We start from the raw sequence: 24,593 nt of genomic DNA on the forward strand, positions 1-24,593 counted from the left end.
TTCTCGCCGACGTCCCATCGATCCAGACTCGTACCCGCGCGTCACGCATATTCTAATAAATAATATAGATAAGTAAACAATACGTTTACTCAAAAATATATTGTTTTAGTTATGGACCTTTCTGCGAATCCCTTTAGGCCTGGTGCTGGAAGAGTTCCGCCGGTACTTGCTGGTCGGGCCGCCCTCCTAAGCGAATTCCGAACCCGGCTCTACCAGGCGCGAGAATCCGGCGAGGGGGAACGACCTTGGATTCTCTCCGGGCTCCGCGGAGTGGGTAAGACCGTTTTGCTCAATCAGCTGGGACGTGATGCGGCCGATCTCAAGCTCATCTTCGTTAAGGTTGAAGCCTCGAGGAGTCAACCCTTGGCCGCCGCATTGGCCAAGGAACTGTACTTGGCTCTGCGCCGTCTCCTCTTGACTTCAGACCGTGCTCGGGCGCTGTGGTCGAGAGCTGCAAGTGTTCTGCGTTCGTTCCAAGTGCGGGTTGACCCGTCTGGCACCTACTCCTTCGCATTCGACATCGAACCCGAGCGCGGTGTTGCCGACAGCGGAGATTTGGCCGTTGACCTGCAGGAGCTGTTGGAAACTGTCGGACTGGCCGCCCGTGAAGCAAACTCGGTTCTCATTTTGGCAGTCGATGAACTTCAAGAAGCATCAACCGAGGACCTCGCCGCGCTGAATGTTGCCCTGCACAACCTCGGGCAGGATGTATTTCCCGTCCCGGTCGTCTTTGTCGGAGCCCGGCTACCTTCCCTCCCCGCGGTGCTCGCCGATGCGACGAGCTACGCGGAGCGGCTCTACGATTACCGACAGATCGGACTGCTGGACACGGCCGCAACCATGGACGCGCTCACTGGCCCCGCACGCGCTCACGGAGTCGCGTGGGATGTCGATGCCCTGGACTCCGCGGTGACAGCCACCGGTGGGTACCCCTATTTCATCCAAGCGTGCGGAAGTCATGTGTGGTCCGTTCGGGCAACAGACATTATCAGCCTGGACGATGCCCGAATCGGCATTGAGGCGGCACGAATTGAGGTAGAACAGGGGCTCTACCAATCGAGATGGGGACGAGCGACCCCCACCCAGCGTGCCTTTATGTCGGCGATGGCAGTCGATGACGATGCCCCCTCGTCCATGGCCGAACTCGTCACCAGGCTTCAAAAAAAGCGCACCACCGATCTTTCCGTCAACCGTCGAGACCTGATCCGAAGTGGGCACATTTACACGCCCGAACGGGGTTATGTCGCCTTTACAGTGCCCGGCATGTCCGGTTTCATCGTCCGACAAAGCGACTAACCGTTTCGTTGATGCCGGCGCGCCGGTTCCCCGGATTCGCTCGAACTGCCCTATTCGCAGTGGTGCGCGAAGACTATTCTGGGCGACAAACAGGCCGTCCACGCCCGGTGGGTCGCGTGCTGCGGAACGCCCTGCCACTGGCCCTCCAGCATCAAGGACAAGCCCATGTCTATCACCATGAATGCGCTGCAAATCAAGTCGTTCGATACCCCGGACGAACGGCGCGCGCCGGAGAAGACCGTTCTGGGAGTGAACCACTTCAGGCCGTATACGATCGGCCGCATGACGATGCAGCCTGGCTGGAGTTGGTCCGAGTGCATCCAACCCGTGGTGCACACCGATTCCTGCCAGCTGGTCCACGTCGGCTATGCCATTTCGGGAACGCTCGAGACCGTGCTCGATGACGGCACCACGGCCACCATCACGGCCGGTGACGCCTATCCGATCCCGTCGGGACACAACGCGCGGGTAGTCGGTGACGAGCCGTTCATTGGCATCGAGTTTGAGTGCGCCGGGGTGTTTGGCGTGCCAACGAGCTGACCCAGCGTGTTCACCGATCGAGCGGATGCCGGGCGCCAGCTGGCCGCCCGGCTCGAGTACCTGCGACCCAGCGACCCCGTCGTCGTCGGCTTGCCGCGCGGGGGAGTGCCAGTGGCGTTCGAAGTGGCGGGGGCGCTGCACGCTCCGTTGGACGTCATCGTGGTGCGCAAGCTCGGCGCCCCGATGGATCCTGAGGTGGCCATGGGCGCCATCGGCGAGGACGGTGTGCGGGTGCTCAACGACGACGTCCTCCGGCAGGTTGGCGTGAGGGCGGCAGCCCTGAGCACGGTCGAACAGCGGGAACGGGCACAACTCGAAGCCAGGGAAACCCTGTTTCGTGGCGGTCGGGAGCGGGTCGCGCTCCAGGGTCGGGTGGTGATCATCGTGGATGACGGCATCGCAACGGGTGCCACCGCGCGAGTCGCCTGTCAGGTGGCTCGACGGCTCGGCGCTCGCCGGGTGGTGGTGGCAGCCCCCGGTTATGCTGGAGACACATTTTAGCGAGCGGGAGCACTCAGTGAACGAGAACACATCCGGGCCCAGCCCGCAGGTCATTGAGGGCGTTTTCGACCTCGCCCGCGACGGCCTGACCGGTCCGCTGGGTGAAATGCTCGACGCCGGGGTGCCCATCAATATGGTCAACCCGCGCGGAGACACGCTGTTGATCGTCGCGGCCTATCAGCAGCACCCCGAGACCGTCGCTGACCTGCTTCGCCGCGGGGCGGACGCATCCGCAATTAATGCGATGGGCCAAACCGCCATCTCGTGCGCGGTCTTTCGCAACAATGAGGCGATTCTGCGATTGCTCCTGGAAGCGGATGCCGACCCTCGCCTCGGCACACACAGTGGCGTCGCCATCGCCGACCAGTTCGGGCTGCCGCGCATGCGCGAGATCATCGAGTCGTACCCGCGCGACTGAAAGCCAGGAAGGGCGCCTCCCGAAGGGGAGACGCCCTGGCTGCTAAGCGGTTTGGTTAGCGGCCGAGTCCGAGATCGCCGAGAACGTCGTTGACGATCGAGTCGACCGAGCCGTCGATGTCACCGCTGTCGATGTCGCCGCCATCAACGCCATCGATGTCGGTGCCGTTACCGGCGTCGACCGGAGCCTCGATCGGTGCTACCACGTCGGTGCCGTTCCCGACGGATGCGTCATTGCCGACCTCGTTGCCCGAGGCGACATCGCCGATGTCGTTCGTGAGCGAGTCGTCAATGAGCGGGCCGTTGACGACGCCACCGTTCAAGGTGCCACCGTTGCCGACGCCGCCGACGGAGGTGTCGTTGCCGAGCACACCGTTGCCCGTTGCCTCGTTGCCGGAGAGGTTGAACAGGCCACCGATGATGTCCAGGCGGTTCTGTTCGGAGGAGTTGTCGGTGCTCGTGCTCGTCGTGGTGCTCGTGCTGTCGCCGGTGAAGGCCTGCGCGGGAGCGACGAAACCACCGATGATGAGAGCGGATGCCGCGGCGCCGGTGATTCCCAGCGCCGTGATCTTGCGAACGTTCGTGTGCTTCGTGATCGTGTTCATGAGAGCTCCTAATCGTTGTTCTGTTCCAGCCTCGAGTTGTTTTCGGGCCGCACAGATGGTCCGGAGCCCCGGCGATCCGGGTTTGGTTGACTCCCCCACAACGGGGGCCGTGAACCGTACGGCACGCTCATGTTGCGACCGCAGATCGCCGCGACGAGCGGCATCCACTCGCCGTCGCGGCAAAACCTGAGAAGACGCTGGCAGCCGCACTCTGAAAGAGAGGCAGTGTCGGAAGCGGCAGCAGGCAGGATGGCAGCACCTGCGGTGGCTCAACTCCCAAGTGGCCCGGTGGCAGGCGGTTCGGTCGGTCCAGCCAGGCGAGCACCTGCGGTACGCATATGCGTCACCATTGCGGTGGCGGCCGCTTCGGAATCACCCGCGGCGATAGCCTCATAGACGGCGGTGTGTTCCACAATGGCCAATCTTGCGTGCTCGTTGTCTTGAACAGACCGGTCCGACCAGACACGCAGGAGCGAGCGGATGTTCTGCAGCAGATCCAGAAGTGCCGTGTTGTCGGTGCTCTGCGCCAGTTCCAGATGAAACTGGAGATCAGCTTCGACGAACGCCGAGAGGTCGGATGCGGACAGTCGCATTTTCTCCAGATGGCCGTGCAGACGCGCGATCGCAGCGGGGGGCATCCGTTCGGTGGCGCGGTCGGCGTCTGCGGATCCGACGTTCATTTCTGGCATGATGGTCGTCTTGGCGACTGGATCGTTGATGAGCCCCTCGTCCTCGGACACGAATCGGGCGGTCGAATTGTTGCCGTCGGGCGAGCCATCGACCCGGAACGGGTGGGTGAACGTGTGTCCATTCTTGAGCCCCTGTCGGTAGCGATCGCCACCGCCTAAAAGGGCCGCATAACCATCGGTACCCGTGTTCTCATCACCGGTGCCGGTCCGATCCGCATCATCACCGCGCAGGTCGCTCGTGCCTATGGGGCCAGCGAGATCATCATCTCGGAAGTGAGCCGCGCACGCCGAGCGCAAGCGCTGCTCTTTGGTGCGACCCGGGCAATCGACCCGCTCGTTGAAGACATCGCGACGCTTGGACTCGCGGTGGACGTATTTGTGGATGCCTCGGGTGCAGCGAGCGCCGTGCAATCGGGCCTGCGAGCCGTTCGCGCCGGGGGAATCGTCGTGCTCGTCAGAATGGGCGCGGGGGAAATTGCCCTGCCGATTTCCGTCATCCAGAACCGTGAACTCATCGTCACGGGCATCTTTCGGTACGCCAACACCTGGCCGACGGCCATCGACTTGGTGAGTCGAGGCCTCGTTGATCTGGATTCCCTCGTCACCGGCCATTTCGACCTCGACCAGGTTGACGCCGCCCTACGTTCGACGACACAACCGGGTGTTCTGAAATCCATCGTGACCCCCAACCCGACCGCGCGATGACGGCGGCACCTGAGCGACCGGTGCTCCTGCCGAGCAACCAGCCAGCGAACCGGTTCTACGCCGGTGGGCCAAAAATTCGCGCCTTCCGGCACGAGGAAGGAAGCATCGATCATGTTCCCGAAGATTGGGTTGCATCGACCACGACGATTTTCGGTGAAAAGGACATTGGGCTGACCGAGCTTCCAACCGGGGAACGACTCCGCGACGCTGTTCTCGGTGACCCGGTCGGTTGGTTGGGCCGTGACCACCATGCACAGTTCGGTGCCGGTGCCGGTGTCTTTATCGTTGAGGTGCAGGAGCCCGAAGACATGTCCGTGCTGCTGGAGTGGAAAGGCTTTGCGTTCGATGGGCCGCGGCACGGTCATCTCGGGATTGGCGTCGAGAAAGCTTTGGAGGCGACCGACCGTCAGGGGTGGTCGTTGGCGGAGCTCGAAACGCTCCTCGTGCACGCTGGCACCGGCGCGCACACCCTGGTGCCGCAGGCCGGATCCTACTTTCGTGCGGAATACAGGTCGGTAGCGGGGAGACCGTGCTGGAGGCAGGCGTCAGCATTCTCGTGATCCTCTCGGGGAGCGGGCAGCTCACCGCGGCGAACGGGTCCCACGCCGTTCTCGCGCCGGGGCTCACGATTCTCACGCCGCACAACATCGGTGAGCTCACCATAACCGGTGAGCTGACGCTGCTGCGGTGTCATCCGCCGATGCCCGATCAGGCGCGATAGTCAGATCTCATCCGAGGAGCAGCGGCGGCGTCAGCCGAGTAGGTCGACCACGCGGTCGCGCAGCAGGTTGCTGCGCTCGGTGAAGCTGCGCTGCCGGCGCACGTACTCGGCCTTGCCCGCGGCAGTTTCGACCGCTACCGGCTCATAGCCCCAGGCGCTCAGGTCGTAGGGGGAGGCCTCCATGTCGAGCTGGCGGATGTCGCGCGCAAGCTCGAAGGCGTCCAGCAGGACCTCGCCGGGAACCAGGGGGCCGAGCTTGATCACCCACTTGTAGATGTCCATGCCGGCGTGCAGGCAGCCCGGCTGCTCCAGCACCGGCTGGTTCTCCCGCGACGGTTGCAGCTGATTGAGTGGCAGGGCCGCCGGGGTGAAGAACCGAAACGCGTCGAAGTGGCTGCAGGCCACGCGGTTGCCGTCGACGACGGCGTCGGTGTCGCTCTGGCCGAGGCGCAGCGGCGCGACGTGCCGGTGCTCACCCTGGCGGTAGACCATCGCCCACTCGTGCAGTCCGAAACAGCCGAAGTGGGCTGGCCGCTGCCGGGTCGCGGTGAGGAGTGTTCCGATGAAGCGGATGACGCGCTCATTTTTTGCGGAGAAGGCGGCGGCATCCACCTGGCTGGCGCTGCCCGTGCTGCGGTACCACTTCCACGTTGCGCGGGGCAGATCGGCCGCGCCCTGGAGCAGCACGCCGGCGCCGGGATGCCAGCGGCGCAGCAGGCCCGGGCGAAATGGATAGTACGTGAACAGAAAATCGTCGACCGGATGTGTCTGGCCGGTTGCCGCGCGCTCTCGGCGGCCGCGAGTGAAGGCGTCGGCGCGTTCCTCGTGAACCTGCTCGCGGCCCCGCCACTCGTCGGTCTCGAGCTCCTGGGTCTGGTCAGTACGTCGCACCCGTCGACACTACGCCGTCAACCTTGAAGATGCTGGCTGCCCAGGCCGACGGCGGGCAGCAGGACGACTGGCGTTGGAACTTCAACATCAACGTCGTCATCACCGTGGTCGCTATTGTCGGCGCGGCGGTCTTCGTCAGCCACGTCACGCGCACGGGCCCGCGACCGAAGCTCGATATTCCCGGAACCCTGCTGGTCTCCGGAGGCCTATTCGGTCTGGTCTACGGATTCTCCAATGCGGAGACCGACGGTGGGACTTCATCCTGACCTGGGGCACGCTTGTGGTGGCCGGGATTCTGCTGGTCGCGTTCGTGCTTCGGCAACGCAAGGCGGCGCATCCTCTTCTGCCAATGGCCATCGTGCTGGAACGCAACCGCGCGGCCGCCTACATTTCGATTCTCATCTCTGGTGCGGGTATATTCGGCGTCTTCCTGTTCGTGACCTACTTTCTGCAGACCTCACTGCAGTATTCGCCGATGCAGACCGGTCTGTCGTTCCTGCCGATGATCGCCATGCTCGTGCTGGCCGCGCAGCTGTCGACGAACATTTTCGTGCCTCGATTCGGGCCCAAGGTACTGGTGCCGATCGGCATGGCCCGCGGCGCGATCGGCATGGTGTATCTCACACACCTCGATTTGAACAGCGTCTACGCGGTCGATGTGCTGCCGCCGCTGATGAGCATCGGGCTTGCGATGGGAACGATCATGCCCGCCTCCATGCAGACCGCGACGCTCGGCGTCGACGGCCAATTCGCGGGGGTCGCCTCGGCGATGGTCAACACCAGCCAGCAGATCGGCGGTTCCCTCGGAACGGCGTTGCCTAATACCCTCGCCGCCACTGCGGCCACCAACTACGTCGCCGATCACCTGCCCGCAACGGCCGCGGTTGCCGCCCAGGCTGCTGTTGACGGCTATGCCGTGGCTGACTGGTGGGGTGCAGGGTTCTTCTTGGGCGGTGCGATCATCGCGGCCTTGCTGTTTCGTCGCATCGGGCACGGCATCTCGCTCCGCCACTGACCTTTGTAGAAAGCGGATGCCTCTGTCGAGGCGCGAAGAACGAGTGATCGAGACCCACGTCAGGAATCTCGATCAGCGGTAGGCCTACTTTTCCCAGTGGGGTTTCTCGGCTGGGGTGGCGGCGCGGTTTTGGCCGGCGGGGCGCCAGGTTTGGGTGGGGTCGAAGATGAGGGGTCCGCGGACCCAGGGGCGTCCGTCTCGCATGTCGATGTTCCATCCGGACGTTTCGATGCTGGCATGCGCGGCGTTGCAGATGAGAACGGCGTTGTCGATATTTGTCAGACCGCCCTTATTCCAGGGAATAACGTGGTGAGCCTGCGTGAGGTGGGGTGGCACGGTGCAGCCGGGGATGACACAGCCACCATCACGGGCCGCTAATGCTCGGCGTTGGCTGTTGGTGAAGAATCGGTTGGTGGTGCCGAGGTGCACAACCTGACCCTGGTGGCCGAACAACACGGGCTGATACCCGCCGGCGCAGACGAGTTCTTCGACTTGTTTGACACTGAGGGGACCGTCGATGCCGTCGATCCAGCCGGCGCCGCGCCCGGCGAGGAGGTCGTCGACGTGGATGTGCACCAGCACCGTCGGTGCCGCGCCGCCCATCGTCGGGGTTCCCGGCTGTCGATCGGCCGCTTCGAACACCGCGCGGAGGATCCCGGCCTGCTTCTCACCAATCGAGCGGATGTCGCCCGGTTCCTGCGGGCAAGGACTGAGCACCTGGCCGTCGCTTGCTCCCGTCCGCTCGNGCGGCCGCTTCGAACACCGCGCGGAGGATCCCGGCCTGCTTCTCACCAATCGAGCGGATGTCGCCCGGTTCCTGCGGGCAAGGACTGAGCACCTGGCCATCGCTTGCTCCCGTCTGTTCGTCGGCTTCGCCGTGCTCTGCCGGTGTGTGGTTCTCGGCCTGGTCGCCACCGTCAGCGTCGGCGGCAGCTGCTGCGCGACCGTCGCTGTCGCTGCTGTCGCTGATGTCGCTGCCATCGCTGCTGGTGCTGTCCGTGCCGTCTTCAGCGGACGGTTCGCTCGCGTGGAACGCGACCGTGGCGCGCGAAGCAGCGCCGGGGACGGGGTTGGTGGCGGCCGAAGACAGGTAGGCGTCGAAGACGGTGCTGATGATGGCGCGGTCGAGGGTGCTCAGCCAGCCGTGCAGGCTGTAGCCCCCGTTCGCCAGCCCACCAAAGGAGAGCCAGCTGTGCCGTTCCACCGCAGCCTCACCAGGCGCGGACCCATCGGACGCAAGGCGCGCCTGCCACGCAATGCCCTGCTGCCGCAGCAACTCCGGCGCGAACGCAATCCCCGCACCCGGAAGCCCCTTGGTCTCCGGGGTGATCGCACCGGACCCACTCGCCACGAGAGAGCGTTCGACCCGGTCAAGGTCATCAACCAGAACCGAGGGGCGTAGGCCGTCGAGGACCTTCACGATCACCCGGGCCTGCTCCACGCCAAGCAACCCGCCCTGCACAGCTTCCCCGACGACGGGATAGGTGGGCGTCAGGGGCCGACCCAGCAGCATCCGCTCACCCGCAGTCTTACCCAGGCTGGCACGCTGCCGCACCTCACTGCGCGACAACCGGGCCAGGGTCGAGACCAACACGAGGCCGCTGCGGCAGCCGAGCCGACGCGCCAGAGACACCGCGCCCGCCGCTTCCACCTCGGTCTGATCGGCGGTCATCCTCGGTCTGATCGGCGGTCATCGCCGCTGCCGTCGTGGCCACGGACTCATCAAAGTACTCGGAACGACGGAGCACATCCGTCGTCGACAGCACCCGGGCGCCATCAACAACCCGGCCCACACTCTCCAGCGCAAGCAACATGCTCAAGGACTCGTCATCACCGAGCAGCCCGAACGACACCCCACCCAACGCCGCCAACAACGCATCCCGCGCCTGCTCCACCGCCACAATCACAGGGTTCACACTGACCTCGCTCGGGTTTTCCATGAACATGGGCGCCATTGCCTCCTTCCCATGATTGTAGCCCAAACCGAACACAAAAGCGAGAGAAACTCAGACATATTCGAGACAGCATTTACGCAACTGAAGGTCGTGAACCTTGCTTCCATCTGCAGGAGAGTGATAATCGCTCGTAATACTCCGCCGAAGTCGGTTGGTGCCAACTTTTTGATGTCGAAACAATAAACGATTCTCAATCACGAATAGCCCCAGCGTCCGCGCCTGCTCCACCGCCCCGCGCACCAGCACCGCGCCAATTCCGCATCGCCGATGTGCGCCCGTCCAGTTATTGAGACAATCTGATTGATTTTTCTTCTACGCCGCTGCCGTTTGGCGGGCATCGCGGTGGGCGGCCAACGCGACCGCGGGTTGGAGCCTTCCGCTGTGTGAATGAGGGCGCCGCCGGTAGTACCAAGATTGGATATATTCCATCACCACAGTCCTCGCGGCGCTGAAAGCCCGGTCACGTCCCGCTGAGTGGTGCTAAACCCCGCACATCCAAGCGAATGTCAGCCGACACTTATAACCCTGTCCCAGGCTCGGAGGCGTCACGATTCGCGGCGTGGCCTGCTCGGTGCCAGACTTAGACCATGGTGTTCTCACTGCCGATCCTCGATTTCTCTCTACTCGACGCTGGCGAAGCCGAAGCTGCGGTATTCCGCGCCGAACTCCTGCGCGTCACCCACGAGGTCGGGTTCTTCTACCTGACCGGCCACGGCGTCGACCCGCAGCTGACGAAAGAGCTCCTCGCCGTCTCCCGCAAATTCTTTGATCTGCCGGCCGACCAGAAACTCAAGCTGGAAAACATCCACAGTCCCCAGTTTCGCGGTTATACCCGCGTTGGCGGGGAGCTCACCGCCAACGCCGTTGACTGGCGTGAGCAAATCGATATCGGAGTAGACCGCGAGCCCGTGCCCCTCGCCGTCGGAACTCCAGACTATTGGCGCCTCGAGGGCCCGAACCTCTGGCCGGAGTCCTTGCCCGAGCTGAAGACCGTCGCCCTGCGCTGGAATGAGGAGCTGAGCCGCATCGCGCTTCGCCTGCTGCGCGCCTGGGCACTCGCCCTCGGCAGCCCCGAGAGCGTCTTCGACGCCGCTTTCGCCGAGAACCCGTTCCTCTTGACCAAGATCGTGCGCTATCCCGGCCAGCCGGTACGTGCCCAGGGTGTGGGCGAGCACCGCGACGGTGGAGTTCTCACACTGCTGCTCGTCGAACCAGACAAAGACGGCCTGCAAGTCGAGCACGATGGCGAGTGGATCGACGCTCCCCCGCTCGACGGCGCCTTCGTCGTGAACATCGGCGAAATGCTCGAACTGGCAACGGATGGCTACCTCAAGGCGACCCTGCACCGCGTTTTCTCCCCTGAAGACGGGTCCGACCGCATCTCCGTGCCGTTCTTCTTCAACCCTGCACTCGACACCGTAATGCCGCGACTGCAGCTCGACGAGAGCCTGTCTCGCGAGGCCCGCGGGCTCTCTGCCGACCCGACCAACAGCCCCATTCTCGAGACGACCTACGGTGACAACGCCCTGCGCTACCGCTTACGCGCCCACCCCAACGTGGCTGCGGCCCACCACGCCGATCTGATCTAACCCCAGATAACAGATGATGCCCGGACCGAGACAACCGTCATACGCGTTACCTAAACCGTCTACTCGATGATGACCTCCTTCCGGGCCTGAATAGCATTAGAGCACTAAATCCCAAAGTGAGCTGCTGCGGATATCTCGGACAGTGGGCCCTCTTAAAATGTGGGTCTACTGAAAGTAGAGATCAGCATTACCGCAGCACGTAGGCGTTTCACCCAGGAGTTCAAAGACGATCGGAAAGTCCCGCTGTTCTGGGCCGTGACCCTGCACAATACCAGCCAGGGCCGTTTCGACGAGCGGATGGCTCGGACACTCGGCTCGGTCCACGGCTGGGTGCCGACCATCACCGTCACCAGCTGCATCGTAGTCGCCGTCGTCGCGCAGCTTCGACTGGACGTGCTGAGCCACCTGTGACGGGCATCCGGCTGGCCTGACGCGGATCCCTCGGCTCAGATCGGATTTGCAGAGCGGCTTTCTGTACTCAGCAGCACGACCACGGCATCGGAAGTCAGCGACGCTGCGGTGCGTCTGCCCGGATCGCCTGCGATTGCGCGCATCGCCGCCAGGGACGACGCGCCGCACGGGCCGGCGTCCACCCCGAACTGCTCGAGGTCATGCACAGCGCGCCGCGTGTCGTCCTCCGAGACGGTGACTGCAGCATCCAGGCCGTCGATCAAATATGGCCAGGAGTTGCTCGACGGCGTGCCGCAGTTGAGGCCGGCCATGATCGTGTATGAGGTCGGCACTGACGTGAGCTTACCGGCTTGCAGCGAGACGATGACGGATGGTGCATTCTCGGGTTCGACGCTCAGCACTGTCGGAGCCGCGGCGACTCCATCCGGTCGCGAGCGATAGTGGCGGATGGCCGCCTCAGCCAGGGACCCGACACCGACGGGAACCGTCACCAGGTCGGCGAGAAGCCCCAATTCCCCCAGCTGCGCGTCAGCCTCACTGAAGATGGTCGAGTAGCCGTCGACGATAAGCTGCGGTACCTGCTCATAGCCGGGCCAGGCGGTGTCTTGGATGTGGAGTGCACTCTCCCCCGCCGACTCGACATAGGCGCGGGCGGCAGCCACCACGCCGTCGTACGGTGCGTCCACCCCAAATACCCCCGCACCCTCCGATTCGATCGCCGCCCAGGGGAGCTTCGACAGGTAGTTCGAGACGAAGATGCGCGCGGGCAGGCCGATCAGCCGCGCCACATGGGCGACCGCGCGTCCGTGGTTGCCGTCGGTCGCGGCGACCAGGGTGAACGGTGCCTGCGCGGTCAGCCGGTCGCGCAACTCGTCCAGCGGAAGCGCCGCATCCGGCGACCCTACCCGAGCCGACAGCACGCGTGACACCGCGTACGACGCGCCCATCATCTTGAACGCCGGCAGGCCGAATCGGAACGATTCGTCTTTCACGAACGCACGGCCGACCCTCAACTCGTCCGCCAGGGCGGAAACCTCTGTGAGCGGGCTCGGCCGGTAGTCGGGCAGGCTGCGGTGGAATTGCAGGATCGAGTCGTCCACAGCATCCGTTCGCCACCGCCTGGCGGCCGGGTTGGAGTAGAAATTGTCAGTCATGCTACCTCTACTTTTCCTAAAGAGTTCGTTCCGCAATAGTCGATGATGACGCCGTGGAGCACGCGGGTGACGGTCTCCAGAGACTTGCGCTCGCATGGTGAATTGAGACAGAGATAAGAAGAATCTGTTTCATGACTAATCGTCTAAAATTCACCCCGTCCAGTTCCAGTCCGAGTTGAGCAGACTTCTACGTTTGCTGTTGGTCTCCCCGGAGGTCGGCAATGAAATTCACGTTCTCCCGTGGGTTGGCTGCAGAAGAGTCGCGGCCATCGTGATGATCGTGATTTTCCCCGCCCTGTTCGTGCCGAGAATGCCACGATCTCGTCCGGTTTGATCTGCCGGGGGAGATTGCACACAGCCTCAATCGAGTTGGCAGGACAATGGAATGACCAGCGAATAGGGATCAGCTTTGGCGGACGAAGCCCGTCACGCAACGGTGGGCTCGTCGAGTAATGCGGCCGCGTACATCGGTCGGGCGGCGTCGGCACTCGGCGGATGGAACAGCCCGGCCGTAGCATCCCGGAACAGGCGGTTAAGCTCGTCGCTGTTGTTGTATCCGCTGCCACTTGCGCACATTAGCGCGGTTTCGGTCGCGTGCCGGGCCACGTTCGATGCGTTGATGCGCGCGCTGACCAAACGCAGCGGCCAGCCTGCGCCGTGGTCGATGAGGTCGTCGAAGTCGCGAGTGTAGGCATCCAACTGCGCGGGCACCGCCATGTACGCCATGAGGGCGTCGGCCAGGCGTGCCCGGAACTCCGGCACCTGGGCGTAGGTAGTGCCGTTCTTGGCCGACTTCCGGCTTTTCAGCCCCGCGGCGCCCAGATCCAGCGCACGGCGCGCGACACCCGTGTACACAGCCCCGATCAGCAGTTGAAAGTTGCTCGTGATCGCGAACGTCAACAGATCGGGGTATCGCCCCGTCGGAATTCTGCGAGCGACCTTCTCCGGCCGCATCCGCACGTTCTTCAGGATCGTCGCACGGCTCTGCGACGCGCGCATACCGAGCACGTCCCACTGGTCCGACACGCTGATGCCCTCCGCGCTCCGCTCGATGAACCCGTACACGAGCCTCGGGTTGTCGGCATCGGTGCTGTCCAGCCCGTGGGTGATCAGGCGCGTCCATACCGGCGACAGTGAGGTGAAAACCTTCACCCCGGTCAGCAGATAACCGCCGTCCTCCTGCGGCTGAGCAACGGTGTTCGACCCCTGCAGTACCCAGTCGTTGGCTGGCTCGCTCACCCCGAACGCGAAGATCTCACCGGCCATCACCTCGTCGAACACGTACGTCAGCGACCGGTCGCCGCGCTCGAACATCGCACGTACAACCCCGACGCACATCAGGTGCATGTTTACGGCGAGGGCCGTCGCGGGCGCTGCCGTGGCCAGACGCTGCTGCAGCCGAGATACTTCGTTGAGGCTCAGACCTGCGCCGCCGAACTCCTCCGGCACAAACAGGGTGAGATAGCCTTGCGCTGTGAGCTCGGCGAGGTCCTCATCGAAGAAGCGGTTTTCCCGATCGTAGATGTCGGCCCGCGCGCGGAAACGGCCCAACAGGTCGTCGGGCAGGTACGTCGAGGCCAGCTCTGCGTGTCGGGTTTCCCGATCTGACATGTCTGCTCCTTCGTCATGCATTGGCGCGTCTGATCAGTACCGCGCCGTTGTGGCCGCCGAACCCGAACGAGTTCGACAGCACCGTGTCAACACGCTGTCGGCGGGCCTTGCCGGCCACGATATCCCAGCCCGCGAACTCGAGGTCGTCGAGGTTGCGAGTGGGCGGTAATACCTCGTCACGCAACGACTGCACGGCGATGATTGCCTCCACCACCCCGGACGCGCCGAGGAGGTGGCCTGTGCTGGACTTGGTTGCGCTGATCGGGATGCTGCGAGCTCGATCACCGAGCGCGGCATCCATCGCGTTCAGTTCGGCGGCATCACCGGTCGGTGTTCCGGTGCCGTGTGCGTTGATGTGGTCGACGGCATCTGGCGTGACGCCGGCGTCGGCAAGGCAGACTCGCACAGCTTGCGCCGCTCCTCGACCTTGTGGATGCGGTGCGGTCGGGTGGTACGCATCGCTGGCCGCCCCGAAACCGGCCAGCTGGGCTATCACTGTGGCCCGGCGGGTGCGCGCGCCCTCCTCGGACTCGAGAAGGATGGCGGCGGCCCCGGCCGACATTACGAAGCCGGAGCGTGCCCGATCGAAGGGGCGGGATGCGGCGGCGGGATCATGCTCGTACCCAGCTGCCAGGGCGCGTATGTTCGCGTTCGATGCGAGATTTACCGGGTTCAGGCAGTCCTCGACACCGACGACGAGGACTGCGTCGGCGTAGCCGTGGCGGATGCGACGCAGCGCCTCCCCGAGACCGATCGCGCCGCTCGCGCACGTCGCCGATACGCTCTGTGCCGGCCCGAATGCCTGGTAGCGCTGGCTGAGTAGGGCCGCCGCTGCGTCGGGTGCACCGTAGATCGCGAGGGTCAGTGGCACTGCTCGGGGGCCGCGCTCGTCGAGGGCGCGGGTGGCGTGCTGCATGGCGTTGACCGGTCCGGAGCCCGTGGCGGCGATCACCGCGAATCGGTGCGGGTCCCACGGCATCTCGCCGGTTCCGGGCGTCCAGCCTGCCTGCGCCAGTGCCTGGTCAGCGGCCGCGACGGCCCAGTGTTGGCTGCGGCTCAGCCGACGGGCAAGGCTCGGTGCGAGGACGCTGGATACCTCGAACCCGTGCACCTGTCCGCCGATGCGCACGGCCAGGTCGGCGAATTCGGGATCGTCAAGTGTCGTAATGGCGCTGCGGCCGTGGCGGACGGCATCCCACATCGTCGGCACATCCAAGCCGCTCGGGGTGATCGCCCCGAGCCCGGTAATGACCACGCGGCGCCGATCGCTCACAGCCGCACGGCCTCTCCCCGCGCGACGAGCTGCGCGGTGGCGGCGCGGCGAATCTTTCCGCCGATTGTGCGCGGCAGCCGCTCGACCCAGTACCAACGGCGTGGGACGAATTGCGGGGCCAGGTTGTGCCGCGCGTGCGTGAGCAGCTGACCCTTGTTTGGCGTTTCACCCTCGATGACGAGGGCGATGACAGTGCCCAGCCGTTCGTGAGGAAGCGCCACGGCGCAAATCGCGCCCAGGCGCGGTATCACCTCGAATGCGCGTTCCACCTCCGGTAACGCCACCTTGTGTCCGCCGGTGACGGCGATGTCTCCGGCGCGGCCCACCAGAACCAACGCACCGTCGACCAGCCGGCCGTGGTCATGTACGGTTGACCAGCCGTCGGAGCCCTTCAGCACGGCATTTGTCGTACGGGCGATGTAACCGTCGGAGCAAGCGGCGGCCCGGATCCACAGCGTGCCGGGCTCGCCGTCGGGCAGCTCGGCGCCATCCTTGTCGCGAATACTCGCCTTGACACCATCGTAGATGTTGATAGTTGTGCCGTCACCGTCACGGCTGTCACCGATGAACCCGATCTCAGCTGCACCGTAATAACTGATCAGCCGCACATCGGGCAGCACGTCGGCCAAACCCGCACGAAGAACGGCGGGTAGATTCGCGCCGCCAGTGACGATCAGTTCGAGCGTGGTGAAGCGGGCGGGGTCACGACGGGCGGCATTCACCAGTGCCTGCACGACGGCAGGGACCGTAACGACGCGGGTGATCTTCTCGTCGAGGATGCGCGCGGCCATTTCCAGCGGATTGAACACGTCCGCCATGTGCGCGCTGCCTCCGGAGGCGAGGCACTCGATCAGCGCGTAGAGGGTGAGGCTGTACGACACTGGGCCGGGCGCGAGCGTTGCGACGCCGGGCCGTGGTTCCAGGTGCGCACTGGAGATCGCGAAGTTCTCGCGGTACTGGTGCCGCGTCTTCAGGAATGCCTTGGGGTTGCTCGTCGTGCCCGATGAGAACAAGAGGAGGAAAGGCTCGTTGCCGTGCCGCACCGTCGGTGCTGCCGCCGCCGTGGCAGATGCCTCGCGCTGCATGAAGTCGGCCAGCGGCTGGATCGTACCGGTCCAGCCGCGCGCGGCGAGGGCATCCGCAAGGTCGGTAGCATCACTGATCACCACACCGATTCCCGTGGCAAGAATGACGCCGACCCTGTGCTCCAGCGGCCACCGTGGGTCGATAGTCGCCGACACAGCGCGGAACCCCGCGAGCCCCGCGATGATGCGTGCCGTATGGAACGCTGATGCGATGCTCACGGCCGTGATCGGGATGCCGCCGGTTTCAGCGGCGGGTACCGGCGGCGTGTGCTGCCTCAAGTGAAGCTCCTCCACGGCGGCGAACATGTACCGGGAATCCTCAACGAGTTGCGCATACGTCAGCCGAATATCAGCTGCAACTATCGCCAGCTGGTCCGGATACTGCTCGGCGACTTCCAGCACGGTCCGCGTAATCGGCACCCGCGACCTCCTTGCGCGACCACGCCCTGGATCGATGCGATTAGTCTAATCCCCACCTAGTCCTCAATCGACCGGTCTGCGTGGGTTGTGACGGCGTGGTGACCCGAGAGTTCTGCTCTGATGGTCAGGCTCGATCCGGCTCAGCGCAGCTGATTAGAGCAGATCGTCACCGACTTGCTCGAGCGGGTCTGGACTTTCCAGTCCGAAGATTCCGGATGCGAAGACGGTTGATCGCCGCCGGCAGTACGACGACGCTCGTGGTGAAGACGGAGTGGCGTTCTGGTTCGCTGAACACCACCGGTCACACTGCCGCGCTAGGAACCCGTTCGGCGCCGTCCCCGGCCCGGCCACCTCACCCACCAGCAGTGCCGGATGCCACCGCCTCATCAAAGAATTCGGGGCGCGGATCATCACCGACGCGACCGACGCCGCCGAACTGTAGGAGCCAGGGTCGGCCAGCCTTCGGGCTGGCCGACGAGGGCCGCATCGACACCCAGCCCGACGAAACGTGCACTGTTACCCGCTATGCCGACAGCAACGCCTAACCGAGGAGACTCATCATGACCATCACCCACATCACCCAGCTCCGCCCCCTCCGCATCGGCTTTCTCACGGAGCTTGAACCTACTTTCATTGCGACGGTTAACCTCGCTCCGGTGGCTAATGGCCAATCGTCACCACCACCACCAAGGACGGATTCGACAGAGCCTGCAACCTATACCGCGACAGCACGACAAACTCAACGTAAAATCCGCAGAACTCGCGATACGCAACGCCAGCGCTGCTGCACTCGCGGCGAGCGTCCAGCAGGGCAGGGCTACCATCCGAGGATGGGCAAATTTTTTGACAGCTGGCGCTCGCACCTACTGGTCACGCTGTCGGGCAACAGCGAAGGCCGGCCGAAATGGGTCGGCCAGATAGCGACGGGCGACGACGCCGGGTACTTCGGCCCGGGCAGCGCGGCCTGGGCGGTACACGGCGGAATGGCGACCATGGTCGCCGGCATTCGGGCCCTGCTCATGCAGACGCTGCACCCGGGCGCGATGGCCGGGGTGCACGACTGGTCCCGCTATCACGAAGACCCGCTCGGCCGCCTGTCGGGAACGATTCAATGGCTCGTCACCGTGACCTTCGCGGACACGGTGGTGGCTCAGCGCGAATCGGACCGGGTGGCTCACTTTCACGAACGCGTCGCCGGGACCTACCTTGATGCGCAGGGCAAAGAACGGCCGTACACCGCGGGTGACCCCGAGCTTCTCTCGTGGGTGCACGTGGTCTTCACCGACGCCTTCCTGCAGACCCACCTGCTTTGGGGCGACGCCATTCCCGGCGGTTCCGACGGCTACGTCAACGAATGGGCCACGGCCGGCGAGCTGATCGGCGTGCAAAATGCTCCACATTCGGCCAGTGAACTCGCCGCCCAGCTGGAGGCCTTTCGCAGCGCCGGAACCCTGAAAAGCGACGCCCGCGTCGCCGAGGCGGTGCGATTCATCCGCTACCCGCCGCTCAGCCGTGGCATGCTGCCCTTTTACCGCATCATGTTCGCCGGGGCCGTCGCCTCGATCCCTCGCGAGTATCGCGACATGCTCGGTCTGAAACGCTCCCGACTGCCCTCCCTCTGGGCCACCCGCCTCGTTCTGGGCGTCGTGCGCACCCTGCTCGGCCCTTCGTCGACCTCAGAGGATGCTGCCCGCGCACGTTTGGCGCGGATCACACGCACCGACCAGCTCGCTCCCGAGACGTAGCCCCCGCGCGGGCCTCGATCGACTGTTACTCGGTAAGATCAGGCCCTGGCGCCGGAAGGCATTCCACACACCGTGATCGAGTACTGCGGTAGTGACTTCATCGGCGTGCAGCTTGACGTCGTCGAGCGGGCGACAGCGGATACACCGACACCCCAGCCCTCGCCCTATCAGCACCCGCTCCTGACCCAGCCCTCGAATGGGTGCCGTCCGGACCAGGTCCGGTTACGCCTCGGGCACGAAGAACGCAGCCGTAGCCGCGCTGAGCGCTTGGGGATCGTTGACGTGGCAGAGTTCCCGCGCTGAGTGCATCGACAACAACGGCACACCAACGTCGACGACGCGGATGCCGAGGCGGGTCGCGGTCAGTGGTCCGATGGTCGACCCGCAGGGAACCGTGTTGTTGGAGACGAATTCCTGGTACTCAACGTTGGCCTGGGCGCAGGTGCGCGCCCACAGGGCCGCGCCATGGGCATCCGTTGCGTAACGCTGGTTGGCATTGATTTTAAGCAGCGGGCCGCCGCCGAGAATGGGCGCATTCGCCGGGTCGTGGCGCTCGGGGTAGTTCGGGTGCACGGCATGTCCGGCGTCGGCGGAGAGGCACCAGGACTCGGCGTAGGCCTGCAGCCGCTCCGAAACGGATGCGCCGAGACCGGCGCCGATCCGAGTGAGAATGTCATCGAGCAGCGGCCCGCTCGCGCCGGAGCGGGACTGCGAGCCGAGCTCTTCGTGGTCGAAGGCGGCCAGCACGCTGATCGGGCCGGTGGTGTGCTCGCTCGTCAGGATCAGGGCGCGCAGCCCGGCGTACACCGAGGTGAGGTTGTCGAGGCGCCCGCCGGCAAACAGCTCCTGGCCGAGACCGAACGTCGCCGGAGGGTTGGTGTCTGCGGTGAGAATGTCGTAACCGGCAACATCCGCTGCCCGAAGACCGGCCAGACTGGCCAGATGAGCCAGCAGGTCGGCCTCGGCGGCATCGCCGACGCCGAAGACCGGCGTGAGGTGGCGTTGCTTGTCGAGGGTCAGGCCGTTATTGACCTCGCGGTCGAGGTGCACCGCAAGCTGCGGGATACGCAGGAACGGTCCGGTGCGCACCAGATGCTCAACGCCATCGCGGGTGACCAGCCGGCCGGCGAGCTCGAGCTCGCGGTCGAGCCAGGAGTTCTGCAGCGGCCCGCCGTAGACCTCGACGCCAGCCTGTAGCCAACCGTGTGCGCCGATCGTGGGTTTGGGCTTGAGCTTGAACCCCGGGGAGTCGGTGTGCGCGCCGAGGATGCGGAACGGCGTGGTGGGCCCGGCGTTGGCCGGCTGGGACCAGGCGATCACGGCGCCGTCGCGCACGACGTAGCAACGCTCTGCAGCATCGATCCAGTTGTCTGACTCGCTCAGCCGGGTGAAACCGGCCGCGTCGAGGCGCCGGGCCACCTCGGCTGCGGCGTGGTACGACGACGGTGAGGCTTGCAGAAAAGCAGTGAAATCGGTGATGTAGTCGGGCGTTGCATCCATTCCTCCATCCAACCACTCAGGTCGGGCAGCGGATGCCGTGGGCGTGATCTACCCAGCGACCGGCGCCTCGGATTGCAGGGCCGCTCGGGCGAAAGCCGCGCCGCCAACGGTGACAGCGCTGCGGTCGCCGTGCCAGGCATCGGTCTGCTCGAACACGCTGAGCCGGTTGAGCAGGCGCCACTTGGTGTCGACGAGGTGCCAAACCGAGTCCGTCGTCGGTTCCTGACCGTCGGACTGCACCCAGCCGAGTGAGCCGAGCGCGCGCGCGAGGGTCACCAGATAGTCCTCGCGTCGGGTGAGGCCGCGGGTCGCGACGAACAGCAGCAGCAGTCGGGTGGCATCGCTCACGGCGGCAGTCCGACTGTGATGAATGGTGCGGGCGAGGTGCCACCACAGTTCGCGCGGATTCCCGGCAAGGGCGCGACCCTTCTTGGTGAGCAGCAGCGTCCCCTTGCTGATGCGCAGCAACCCGACATCGCGCAGGTGCCCGCGCAGCTCCTGCAGCGGGCTCAAGTGGACTTCACGGTTGACGCTGATCGGCCAGCCCCAGTCGAGCGCGGCGGCTGCCTCCACGACGACGGCCGGCGGCAGGTGTCCGGCCTGAGTCAAACGGATGCCGTCGGTGCCGACCCGGTTCAAAATCCACTGCGCTTGCGCGACCATGCGTGCCATGGCTCGTTCCTGCAGCAGGATCGGGTCGCCCACACGGGCCTGGCCGATGAGTCGGCGAAAACCGACGACCGCCTGTTCCGGCAGCCGCGTCTCGATCTCCTGAATCACGTTCACCCACCGAGCCTACTGAGCGATGTCGCTCAAAACTGACGGATGCCCCACGACACGCACGCTGGACCGGTGTTCGAGAATCTATCGCGCGGGTTCTGCGGCTGCTTGGTCAGCGAAACGTTGTGGTGCTGCCGGATCGACCGGCCCCTATCCGCCGTGGTGGGACTTGACCAGCAGCACAACGCCGAGCCCCAGCCACCACAGCATTCCCAGCGGGATCAGTGCCATGGAGGCAACCCAAAGAAACCCGGGGAAGTCGATACCTGCTGCCGTCAGGAATGGACCAGCCATGAGCATCACGAGCCGGAGGCCGGTGACTAATCCCAGGACGCATAACCAGATCGGGAGGGCGCGGGAGCGTGCCCCAGCCACACAGATACCCACCGACCTGGGTCTAGCGATGACAGAACAGTACGCGCACGGACGCCCGACCGGAATGGGCTTTCCCGGCGATTTTCAGTGCGTCGAGCAGCATTCCGCGCCCGCAAACCCGAGGGCGGGCGGGACTGTCGGTGGTATCTGGCACCCTTGAAGGATGACCGACACCCGCGCATCCGCTCTGGCCATTCTGCGCACCCTGGTGGGTCGGGACGACGCCTCCTGGCACGACGGCCAGTACGAGGCGATCGAAACCCTGGTCGACCATCGCCGCCGCGCACTCGTCGTGCAGCGCACTGGGTGGGGCAAATCGGCCGTGTATTTTGTGGCGACCCTGCTGCTGCGACGCCAGGGCGCCGGCCCGACCATTCTGGTCTCGCCGCTGCTCGCACTGATGCGCGACCAGGTTGCCGCGGCGGCGCGAGCCGGGGTAAGAGCGGTGTCGATCAACTCGTCGAACGCGCACGAGTGGGCCGACGTGCTGCGTCAGCTCGATGCCGACGAGGTTGACGTGCTGCTGGTGTCGCCCGAACGGCTGAACAATCCGTCTTTCCGCGATGAGCAGCTGCCCGCTTTGATCGCCCGCGTCGGCCTGCTCGTGGTCGATGAAGCACACTGCATCTCGGACTGGGGCCACGACTTTCGCCCGGACTACCGTCGCCTGCGCGACCTGATCGCCCAGATGCCGACAGGGGTGCCGGTGCTCGCCACGACGGCGACCGCCAACAGCCGGGTCGTGCAAGATGTCGCGGAGCAGGTGGGTATGGTCGCCGCTGGTTTTGGTGCCGACACTGGCGCCGCAGAGGTCGTCACGATTCGCGGCCCGCTCGCCCGTTCTTCGCTGCGCCTCGGCGTGCTGCGCCTGCCCGACTCGCGTGCTCGACTGGCCTGGCTGCTCAGCCACCTCGGCGATCTGCCCGGTAGCGGCATCATCTACACCCTCACCGTGGCGGCGGCCGAAGACACCGCCCGGCTGCTGCGTGAGGCCGGCCACGCGGTGCGCGCCTACACCGGGCAAACCGATACGGCTGAGCGCGAAGAGTCCGAGGGGCTCCTCAAGACCAACCAGGTCAAGGCGCTCATCGCCACGAGTGCCCTCGGCATGGGATTCGACAAACCCGACCTCGGTTTCGTGCTGCATCTAGGGGCGCCTTCCTCCCCCGTCGCGTACTACCAGCAGGTGGGACGCGCCGGTCGTGCCACCGCCTCGGCCGACGTGCTGCTATTGCCCGGCACCGAGGACGAGGCGATCTGGCACTATTTCGCGACCGCTTCGATGCCCAATCAGGCCAAGGCCCTCGCCGTGATCGGCGCGCTCGAAGCTGCCGGTGCACCCCTGTCGACGCCGGCGCTCGAGGCCAGGGTCGACCTTCGGCGCACCCCGCTCGAACTGCTGCTCAAGGTGCTCGACGTCGACGGCGCCGTGCACCGGGTCAAGGGCGGCTGGCAGTCCACCGGGCAGCCCTGGGTCTACGACTCCGAACGCTACGAACGCATCGCCGCCGCGCGGCTCGGCGAACAGCGGGCGATGCTCGAATTCGAGAGCACCACCGGCTGCCGCATGGAATTTCTGCAACGTGCGCTCGACGACGATACCGCCGTGCCCTGCGGCCGCTGCGACAACTGCCAGGGCTCCTGGTATCCGGTCGACCTGGCCGAGGGAGCAGCCACCACGGCCGCGCAATCGCTCGACCGGGTGGGCGTCGCGATCGACGTGCGCGCCCAATGGCCCACCGGCATGAGCAGCCTCGGCGTCGCGGCCACCGGCAAGATCCCCCTCACCGAACGCGCCGAACCCGGCCGCGCGCTGGCCCGGCTGACCGACCTAGGCTGGGGCGGCCCCCTGCGAGATCTCTTCGCCACCGGTGCAGCCGATGCTGCAGCCCCGCCGGCCATGCTGGCCGCCTGTGTGCGGGTGCTGGCCGAGTGGGGGTGGGCCGATCGACCGGCGGCTATTGTCTCGATGCCGTCGCGGCAGCATCCGCTTCTGATCGATTCGGCGTCCCGGTCACTGTCCGAGGTCGGCCGGCTGCCGTGGCTCGGCGCCCTGAACTGGGCGAACGGCGGCCCCACCGGTGAACCCGGCGGCAACAGCGCCTACCGGCTGTCCAGCGTCTGGGACCGATTCGCGGTGGGGCCCAATCTCGCTGAGGCGCTCGCACCGTTCGCCGGGCGCCCTATTATGCTCATCGACGACCTTGCCGACAGCCGCTGGACCGTGACCGTGGCCGCCCGCGTGCTGCGCCAGCACGGCGCCTCGGCCGTGCTGCCGTTCACGCTCGCACTGCGCTCGTAGCCGCTGGGCGTTGCGTCGTGGCCGACAAGCGCTGCTTTCGTACCCAACCAGCGCTGCCATCGGGCGTAACCGGAATATTCGAGCCCGCCAGCGCCTTGTTACGCTGGGGACGCCGCTACTCGCGGCCTCCGCACATTCTGGGACAGTACCCGCACGACCCGCGCTCACCCCCATTAGTTCGTTAGGCGTTTTTCATGAAGCTCAGATTCATTCCAGCCGCTTTGCTTTCCATCGTCGCCCTCACCCTGACCGGCTGCTCGGCCTCCAGCGCCGACAACGCAGCGGACAGCACGACCGGCACCGACGATTCGCTCAGCAGTGTGCTCGACACCGGCACCCTCGTGATCGGCACCGAGGGAACCTACCGGCCGTTCTCGTTCCACGAAGACGGATCCGGCGAACTGACCGGTTATGACGTCGAAGTCGCTCGCGCCGTCGCCACCGAGCTCGGCGTTGACGCCAAGTTTGAAGAAACCCAGTGGGACGCCATCTTCGCCGGCCTCACCGCCGGCCGCTGGGACACCATCGCCAACCAGGTGTCCATCACGCCGGAACGCCTGGACGCCTACAAGTTCTCCACGCCGTATACCTACTCCACCGGCGTCATCGTGGTTCCGTCCGACAACACCTCGATCACCTCGTTCGCGAGCCTCGACGGCAAGACAACCGCGCAGTCGTTGACCAGCAACTGGAACACCCTCGCTACTGAGAGTGGCGCCACCGTTGAGGGCGTTGAGGGCTGGGCCCAATCGGTCGCCCTGGTCGAACAGGGCCGAGTGGATGCCACGGTCAACGACAAGCTGACCTTCCTCGATTACCAGAAGACCAACGGCGCCGACAACCTGAAGATCGCCGCCGAGACAGAGGAGCGCTCGGAGAGCGCGTTCGCCTTCGCCAAGGACGGCACGGCCCTGGCCGACGCCGTGAGCCAAGCGCTCGCCACCCTTAGCGCCGACGGCACGCTGGCCGAGCTCTCGGACAAGTACTTCGGCGCCGACGTCAGCCAGTAAACC

28 protein-coding genes are annotated in these 24,593 nt (G+C 65.3%); 15 read left to right on the plus strand and 13 right to left on the minus strand.

The window, feature by feature from the left end; translation table 11 throughout:
* Nucleotides 1-111: 111 nt before the first annotated feature.
* From CXY80_RS12840 to CXY80_RS12855, 4 genes are all read left to right on the plus strand, one after another.
* Nucleotides 112-1,296, plus strand: a complete 1,185-nt coding sequence (locus tag CXY80_RS12840) for an ATP-binding protein (protein WP_104132747.1) — start codon at nucleotides 112-114, stop codon at nucleotides 1,294-1,296.
* 165 nt (nucleotides 1,297-1,461) lie between these two features.
* Nucleotides 1,462-1,836, plus strand: a complete 375-nt coding sequence (locus tag CXY80_RS12845) for a cupin domain-containing protein (RefSeq protein WP_104132748.1) — start codon at nucleotides 1,462-1,464, stop codon at nucleotides 1,834-1,836.
* A gap of 6 nt (nucleotides 1,837-1,842) precedes the next feature.
* Nucleotides 1,843-2,337, plus strand: coding sequence for a phosphoribosyltransferase family protein (locus CXY80_RS12850; protein WP_104132749.1), 495 nt, complete (start codon nucleotides 1,843-1,845; stop codon nucleotides 2,335-2,337).
* A 16-nt stretch (nucleotides 2,338-2,353) separates the two neighbouring features.
* Nucleotides 2,354-2,755 (plus strand): ankyrin repeat domain-containing protein, encoded by a 402-nt coding sequence (locus CXY80_RS12855; protein WP_198415535.1) that lies wholly within the window; start codon nucleotides 2,354-2,356, stop codon nucleotides 2,753-2,755.
* 55 nt (nucleotides 2,756-2,810) lie between these two features.
* On the opposite strand, the gene CXY80_RS12860 is transcribed toward CXY80_RS12855, so the two are convergent.
* A complete protein-coding gene (locus tag CXY80_RS12860; protein ID WP_092451531.1) occupies nucleotides 2,811-3,359 on the minus strand; it encodes a hypothetical protein in 549 nt (182 codons plus the stop codon).
* Between the two features lie 269 nt (nucleotides 3,360-3,628).
* Complete coding sequence (locus tag CXY80_RS12865) at nucleotides 3,629-4,048, minus strand: FadR/GntR family transcriptional regulator (RefSeq protein WP_369828690.1); 420 nt, start codon at nucleotides 4,046-4,048, stop codon at nucleotides 3,629-3,631.
* On the opposite strand from CXY80_RS12865, the gene CXY80_RS20240 reads away from it, so the two are divergent.
* The 4 genes from CXY80_RS20240 to CXY80_RS19165 all read left to right on the plus strand — a co-directional run bounded on the left by CXY80_RS20240 (nucleotide 3,962) and on the right by CXY80_RS19165 (nucleotide 5,474).
* Nucleotides 3,962-4,207 (plus strand): alcohol dehydrogenase catalytic domain-containing protein, encoded by a 246-nt coding sequence (locus tag CXY80_RS20240; protein ID WP_233195360.1) that lies wholly within the window; start codon nucleotides 3,962-3,964, stop codon nucleotides 4,205-4,207. The genes CXY80_RS12865 and CXY80_RS20240 overlap by 87 nt on opposite strands.
* A 114-nt stretch (nucleotides 4,208-4,321) precedes the next feature.
* Nucleotides 4,322-4,753, plus strand: coding sequence for a zinc-binding dehydrogenase (locus tag CXY80_RS20245; protein WP_233195361.1), 432 nt, complete (start codon nucleotides 4,322-4,324; stop codon nucleotides 4,751-4,753).
* Nucleotides 4,750-5,313 carry a hypothetical protein gene (locus CXY80_RS12875; RefSeq protein WP_104132751.1) on the plus strand — a complete coding sequence of 188 codons (564 nt, stop codon included), beginning with the start codon at nucleotides 4,750-4,752 and terminating at the stop codon, nucleotides 5,311-5,313. The genes CXY80_RS20245 and CXY80_RS12875 overlap by 4 nt, the downstream gene beginning before the upstream one ends.
* Nucleotides 5,283-5,474, plus strand: coding sequence for a hypothetical protein (locus CXY80_RS19165; protein WP_134477934.1), 192 nt, complete (start codon nucleotides 5,283-5,285; stop codon nucleotides 5,472-5,474). The genes CXY80_RS12875 and CXY80_RS19165 overlap by 31 nt, the downstream gene beginning before the upstream one ends.
* A 30-nt stretch (nucleotides 5,475-5,504) precedes the next feature.
* Here CXY80_RS19165 and CXY80_RS12880 read toward each other — a convergent pair whose 3' ends face one another.
* Nucleotides 5,505-6,365, minus strand: coding sequence for a 3-methyladenine DNA glycosylase (locus tag CXY80_RS12880; protein WP_104132752.1), 861 nt, complete (start codon nucleotides 6,363-6,365; stop codon nucleotides 5,505-5,507).
* 23 nt (nucleotides 6,366-6,388) lie between these two features.
* On the opposite strand from CXY80_RS12880, the gene CXY80_RS20250 reads away from it, so the two are divergent.
* Both CXY80_RS20250 and CXY80_RS12885 read left to right on the plus strand, forming a co-directional pair.
* A complete protein-coding gene (locus tag CXY80_RS20250; protein WP_233195362.1) occupies nucleotides 6,389-6,631 on the plus strand; it encodes a hypothetical protein in 243 nt (80 codons plus the stop codon).
* Between the two features lie 17 nt (nucleotides 6,632-6,648).
* The gene (locus CXY80_RS12885) at nucleotides 6,649-7,380 is read left to right on the plus strand and encodes an MFS transporter (protein WP_233195363.1); all 732 of its coding nucleotides are present in this window, start codon (nucleotides 6,649-6,651) and stop codon (nucleotides 7,378-7,380) included.
* Nucleotides 7,381-7,464: 84 nt separating this feature from the next.
* Here CXY80_RS12885 and CXY80_RS12890 read toward each other — a convergent pair whose 3' ends face one another.
* The 3 genes from CXY80_RS12890 to CXY80_RS19520 form a co-directional block, all read right to left on the minus strand.
* Nucleotides 7,465-8,097, minus strand: a complete 633-nt coding sequence (locus CXY80_RS12890) for an HNH endonuclease signature motif containing protein (protein WP_233195364.1) — start codon at nucleotides 8,095-8,097, stop codon at nucleotides 7,465-7,467.
* Nucleotides 8,048-9,052, minus strand: coding sequence for a DUF222 domain-containing protein (locus tag CXY80_RS20255; RefSeq protein ID WP_104132754.1), 1,005 nt, complete (start codon nucleotides 9,050-9,052; stop codon nucleotides 8,048-8,050). Before CXY80_RS20255 ends, CXY80_RS12890 begins: the two co-directional genes overlap by 50 nt.
* The gene (locus tag CXY80_RS19520) at nucleotides 8,937-9,335 is read right to left on the minus strand and encodes a hypothetical protein (protein ID WP_158251649.1); all 399 of its coding nucleotides are present in this window, start codon (nucleotides 9,333-9,335) and stop codon (nucleotides 8,937-8,939) included. The genes CXY80_RS20255 and CXY80_RS19520 overlap by 116 nt, the downstream gene beginning before the upstream one ends.
* A gap of 587 nt (nucleotides 9,336-9,922) precedes the next feature.
* Between CXY80_RS19520 and CXY80_RS12900 the strand changes: the two genes are divergently transcribed.
* Both CXY80_RS12900 and CXY80_RS20260 read left to right on the plus strand, forming a co-directional pair.
* Nucleotides 9,923-10,924, plus strand: a complete 1,002-nt coding sequence (locus CXY80_RS12900; RefSeq protein WP_104132755.1) for an isopenicillin N synthase family oxygenase — start codon at nucleotides 9,923-9,925, stop codon at nucleotides 10,922-10,924.
* Between the two features lie 255 nt (nucleotides 10,925-11,179).
* Entirely contained in the window at nucleotides 11,180-11,335 is a 156-nt protein-coding gene (locus CXY80_RS20260; RefSeq protein WP_233195365.1) for a hypothetical protein, read from the plus strand.
* Nucleotides 11,336-11,370: 35 nt separating this feature from the next.
* Here the strand turns inward: CXY80_RS20260 and CXY80_RS12910 are convergent, their stop codons facing one another.
* The 4 genes from CXY80_RS12910 to CXY80_RS12925 all read right to left on the minus strand — a co-directional run bounded on the left by CXY80_RS12910 (nucleotide 11,371) and on the right by CXY80_RS12925 (nucleotide 16,878).
* Complete coding sequence (locus CXY80_RS12910; protein ID WP_104132757.1) at nucleotides 11,371-12,489, minus strand: pyridoxal-phosphate dependent enzyme; 1,119 nt, start codon at nucleotides 12,487-12,489, stop codon at nucleotides 11,371-11,373.
* A 426-nt stretch (nucleotides 12,490-12,915) separates the two neighbouring features.
* A complete protein-coding gene (locus CXY80_RS12915) occupies nucleotides 12,916-14,100 on the minus strand; it encodes an acyl-CoA dehydrogenase family protein (RefSeq protein ID WP_104132758.1) in 1,185 nt (394 codons plus the stop codon).
* A gap of 13 nt (nucleotides 14,101-14,113) precedes the next feature.
* Nucleotides 14,114-15,373 (minus strand): beta-ketoacyl synthase, encoded by a 1,260-nt coding sequence (locus CXY80_RS12920; protein ID WP_104132759.1) that lies wholly within the window; start codon nucleotides 15,371-15,373, stop codon nucleotides 14,114-14,116.
* The gene (locus tag CXY80_RS12925; RefSeq protein WP_092451222.1) at nucleotides 15,370-16,878 is read right to left on the minus strand and encodes a class I adenylate-forming enzyme family protein; all 1,509 of its coding nucleotides are present in this window, start codon (nucleotides 16,876-16,878) and stop codon (nucleotides 15,370-15,372) included. Before CXY80_RS12925 ends, CXY80_RS12920 begins: the two co-directional genes overlap by 4 nt.
* An 830-nt stretch (nucleotides 16,879-17,708) precedes the next feature.
* Here CXY80_RS12925 and CXY80_RS12930 point away from each other — a divergent pair.
* On the plus strand, nucleotides 17,709-18,623 hold the full coding sequence (locus CXY80_RS12930; protein WP_092451224.1) for an oxygenase MpaB family protein: 915 nt from the start codon (nucleotides 17,709-17,711) through the stop codon (nucleotides 18,621-18,623).
* Between the two features lie 222 nt (nucleotides 18,624-18,845).
* Here CXY80_RS12930 and CXY80_RS12935 read toward each other — a convergent pair whose 3' ends face one another.
* The 3 genes from CXY80_RS12935 to CXY80_RS19530 all read right to left on the minus strand — a co-directional run bounded on the left by CXY80_RS12935 (nucleotide 18,846) and on the right by CXY80_RS19530 (nucleotide 21,197).
* Nucleotides 18,846-20,123: a M18 family aminopeptidase gene (locus CXY80_RS12935; protein WP_104132760.1), complete on the minus strand. Its 1,278-nt coding sequence runs from the start codon at nucleotides 20,121-20,123 to the stop codon at nucleotides 18,846-18,848.
* 48 nt (nucleotides 20,124-20,171) lie between these two features.
* Nucleotides 20,172-20,909, minus strand: a complete 738-nt coding sequence (locus CXY80_RS12940) for a hypothetical protein (protein ID WP_092451228.1) — start codon at nucleotides 20,907-20,909, stop codon at nucleotides 20,172-20,174.
* 144 nt (nucleotides 20,910-21,053) lie between these two features.
* Nucleotides 21,054-21,197, minus strand: a complete 144-nt coding sequence (locus CXY80_RS19530; RefSeq protein ID WP_158251650.1) for a hypothetical protein — start codon at nucleotides 21,195-21,197, stop codon at nucleotides 21,054-21,056.
* A gap of 244 nt (nucleotides 21,198-21,441) precedes the next feature.
* Between CXY80_RS19530 and CXY80_RS12950 the strand changes: the two genes are divergently transcribed.
* Both CXY80_RS12950 and CXY80_RS12955 read left to right on the plus strand, forming a co-directional pair.
* The gene (locus CXY80_RS12950) at nucleotides 21,442-23,580 is read left to right on the plus strand and encodes an ATP-dependent DNA helicase RecQ (protein WP_104132762.1); all 2,139 of its coding nucleotides are present in this window, start codon (nucleotides 21,442-21,444) and stop codon (nucleotides 23,578-23,580) included.
* Nucleotides 23,581-23,774: 194 nt separating this feature from the next.
* A complete protein-coding gene (locus tag CXY80_RS12955; protein ID WP_104132763.1) occupies nucleotides 23,775-24,590 on the plus strand; it encodes an amino acid ABC transporter substrate-binding protein in 816 nt (271 codons plus the stop codon).
* Nucleotides 24,591-24,593: the final 3 nt, after the last annotated feature.

Origin of the sequence: Cryobacterium sp. M91 (genome assembly GCF_002929615.1) — a bacterium.
Classification (GTDB): Bacteria; Actinomycetota; Actinomycetes; order Actinomycetales; family Microbacteriaceae; genus Cryobacterium; species Cryobacterium levicorallinum.

What these genes read in the sequence shown, in the direction of transcription:
- CXY80_RS12840 (WP_104132747.1), top strand. Translation starts at nt 112, where the DNA reads ATGGACCTTTCTGCGAATCCCTTTAGGCCTGGTGCTGGAAGAGTTCCG.
- CXY80_RS12845 (WP_104132748.1), top strand. Translation starts at nt 1,462, where the DNA reads ATGTCTATCACCATGAATGCGCTGCAAATCAAGTCGTTCGATACCCCG.
- CXY80_RS12860 (WP_092451531.1), bottom strand. Translation starts at nt 3,359, where the DNA reads ATGAACACGATCACGAAGCACACGAACGTTCGCAAGATCACGGCGCTG.
- CXY80_RS20240 (WP_233195360.1), top strand. Translation starts at nt 3,962, where the DNA reads ATGGCCGTGCAGACGCGCGATCGCAGCGGGGGGCATCCGTTCGGTGGC.
- CXY80_RS12865 (WP_369828690.1), bottom strand. Translation starts at nt 4,048, where the DNA reads ATGCCAGAAATGAACGTCGGATCCGCAGACGCCGACCGCGCCACCGAA.
- CXY80_RS12875 (WP_104132751.1), top strand. Translation starts at nt 4,750, where the DNA reads ATGACGGCGGCACCTGAGCGACCGGTGCTCCTGCCGAGCAACCAGCCA.
- CXY80_RS19520 (WP_158251649.1), bottom strand. Translation starts at nt 9,335, where the DNA reads ATGGCGCCCATGTTCATGGAAAACCCGAGCGAGGTCAGTGTGAACCCT.
- CXY80_RS12900 (WP_104132755.1), top strand. Translation starts at nt 9,923, where the DNA reads ATGGTGTTCTCACTGCCGATCCTCGATTTCTCTCTACTCGACGCTGGC.
- CXY80_RS12910 (WP_104132757.1), bottom strand. Translation starts at nt 12,489, where the DNA reads ATGACTGACAATTTCTACTCCAACCCGGCCGCCAGGCGGTGGCGAACG.
- CXY80_RS12915 (WP_104132758.1), bottom strand. Translation starts at nt 14,100, where the DNA reads ATGTCAGATCGGGAAACCCGACACGCAGAGCTGGCCTCGACGTACCTG.
- CXY80_RS12930 (WP_092451224.1), top strand. Translation starts at nt 17,709, where the DNA reads ATGGGCAAATTTTTTGACAGCTGGCGCTCGCACCTACTGGTCACGCTG.
- CXY80_RS12935 (WP_104132760.1), bottom strand. Translation starts at nt 20,123, where the DNA reads ATGGATGCAACGCCCGACTACATCACCGATTTCACTGCTTTTCTGCAA.
- CXY80_RS19530 (WP_158251650.1), bottom strand. Translation starts at nt 21,197, where the DNA reads ATGGCTGGTCCATTCCTGACGGCAGCAGGTATCGACTTCCCCGGGTTT.
- CXY80_RS12950 (WP_104132762.1), top strand. Translation starts at nt 21,442, where the DNA reads ATGACCGACACCCGCGCATCCGCTCTGGCCATTCTGCGCACCCTGGTG.
- CXY80_RS12955 (WP_104132763.1), top strand. Translation starts at nt 23,775, where the DNA reads ATGAAGCTCAGATTCATTCCAGCCGCTTTGCTTTCCATCGTCGCCCTC.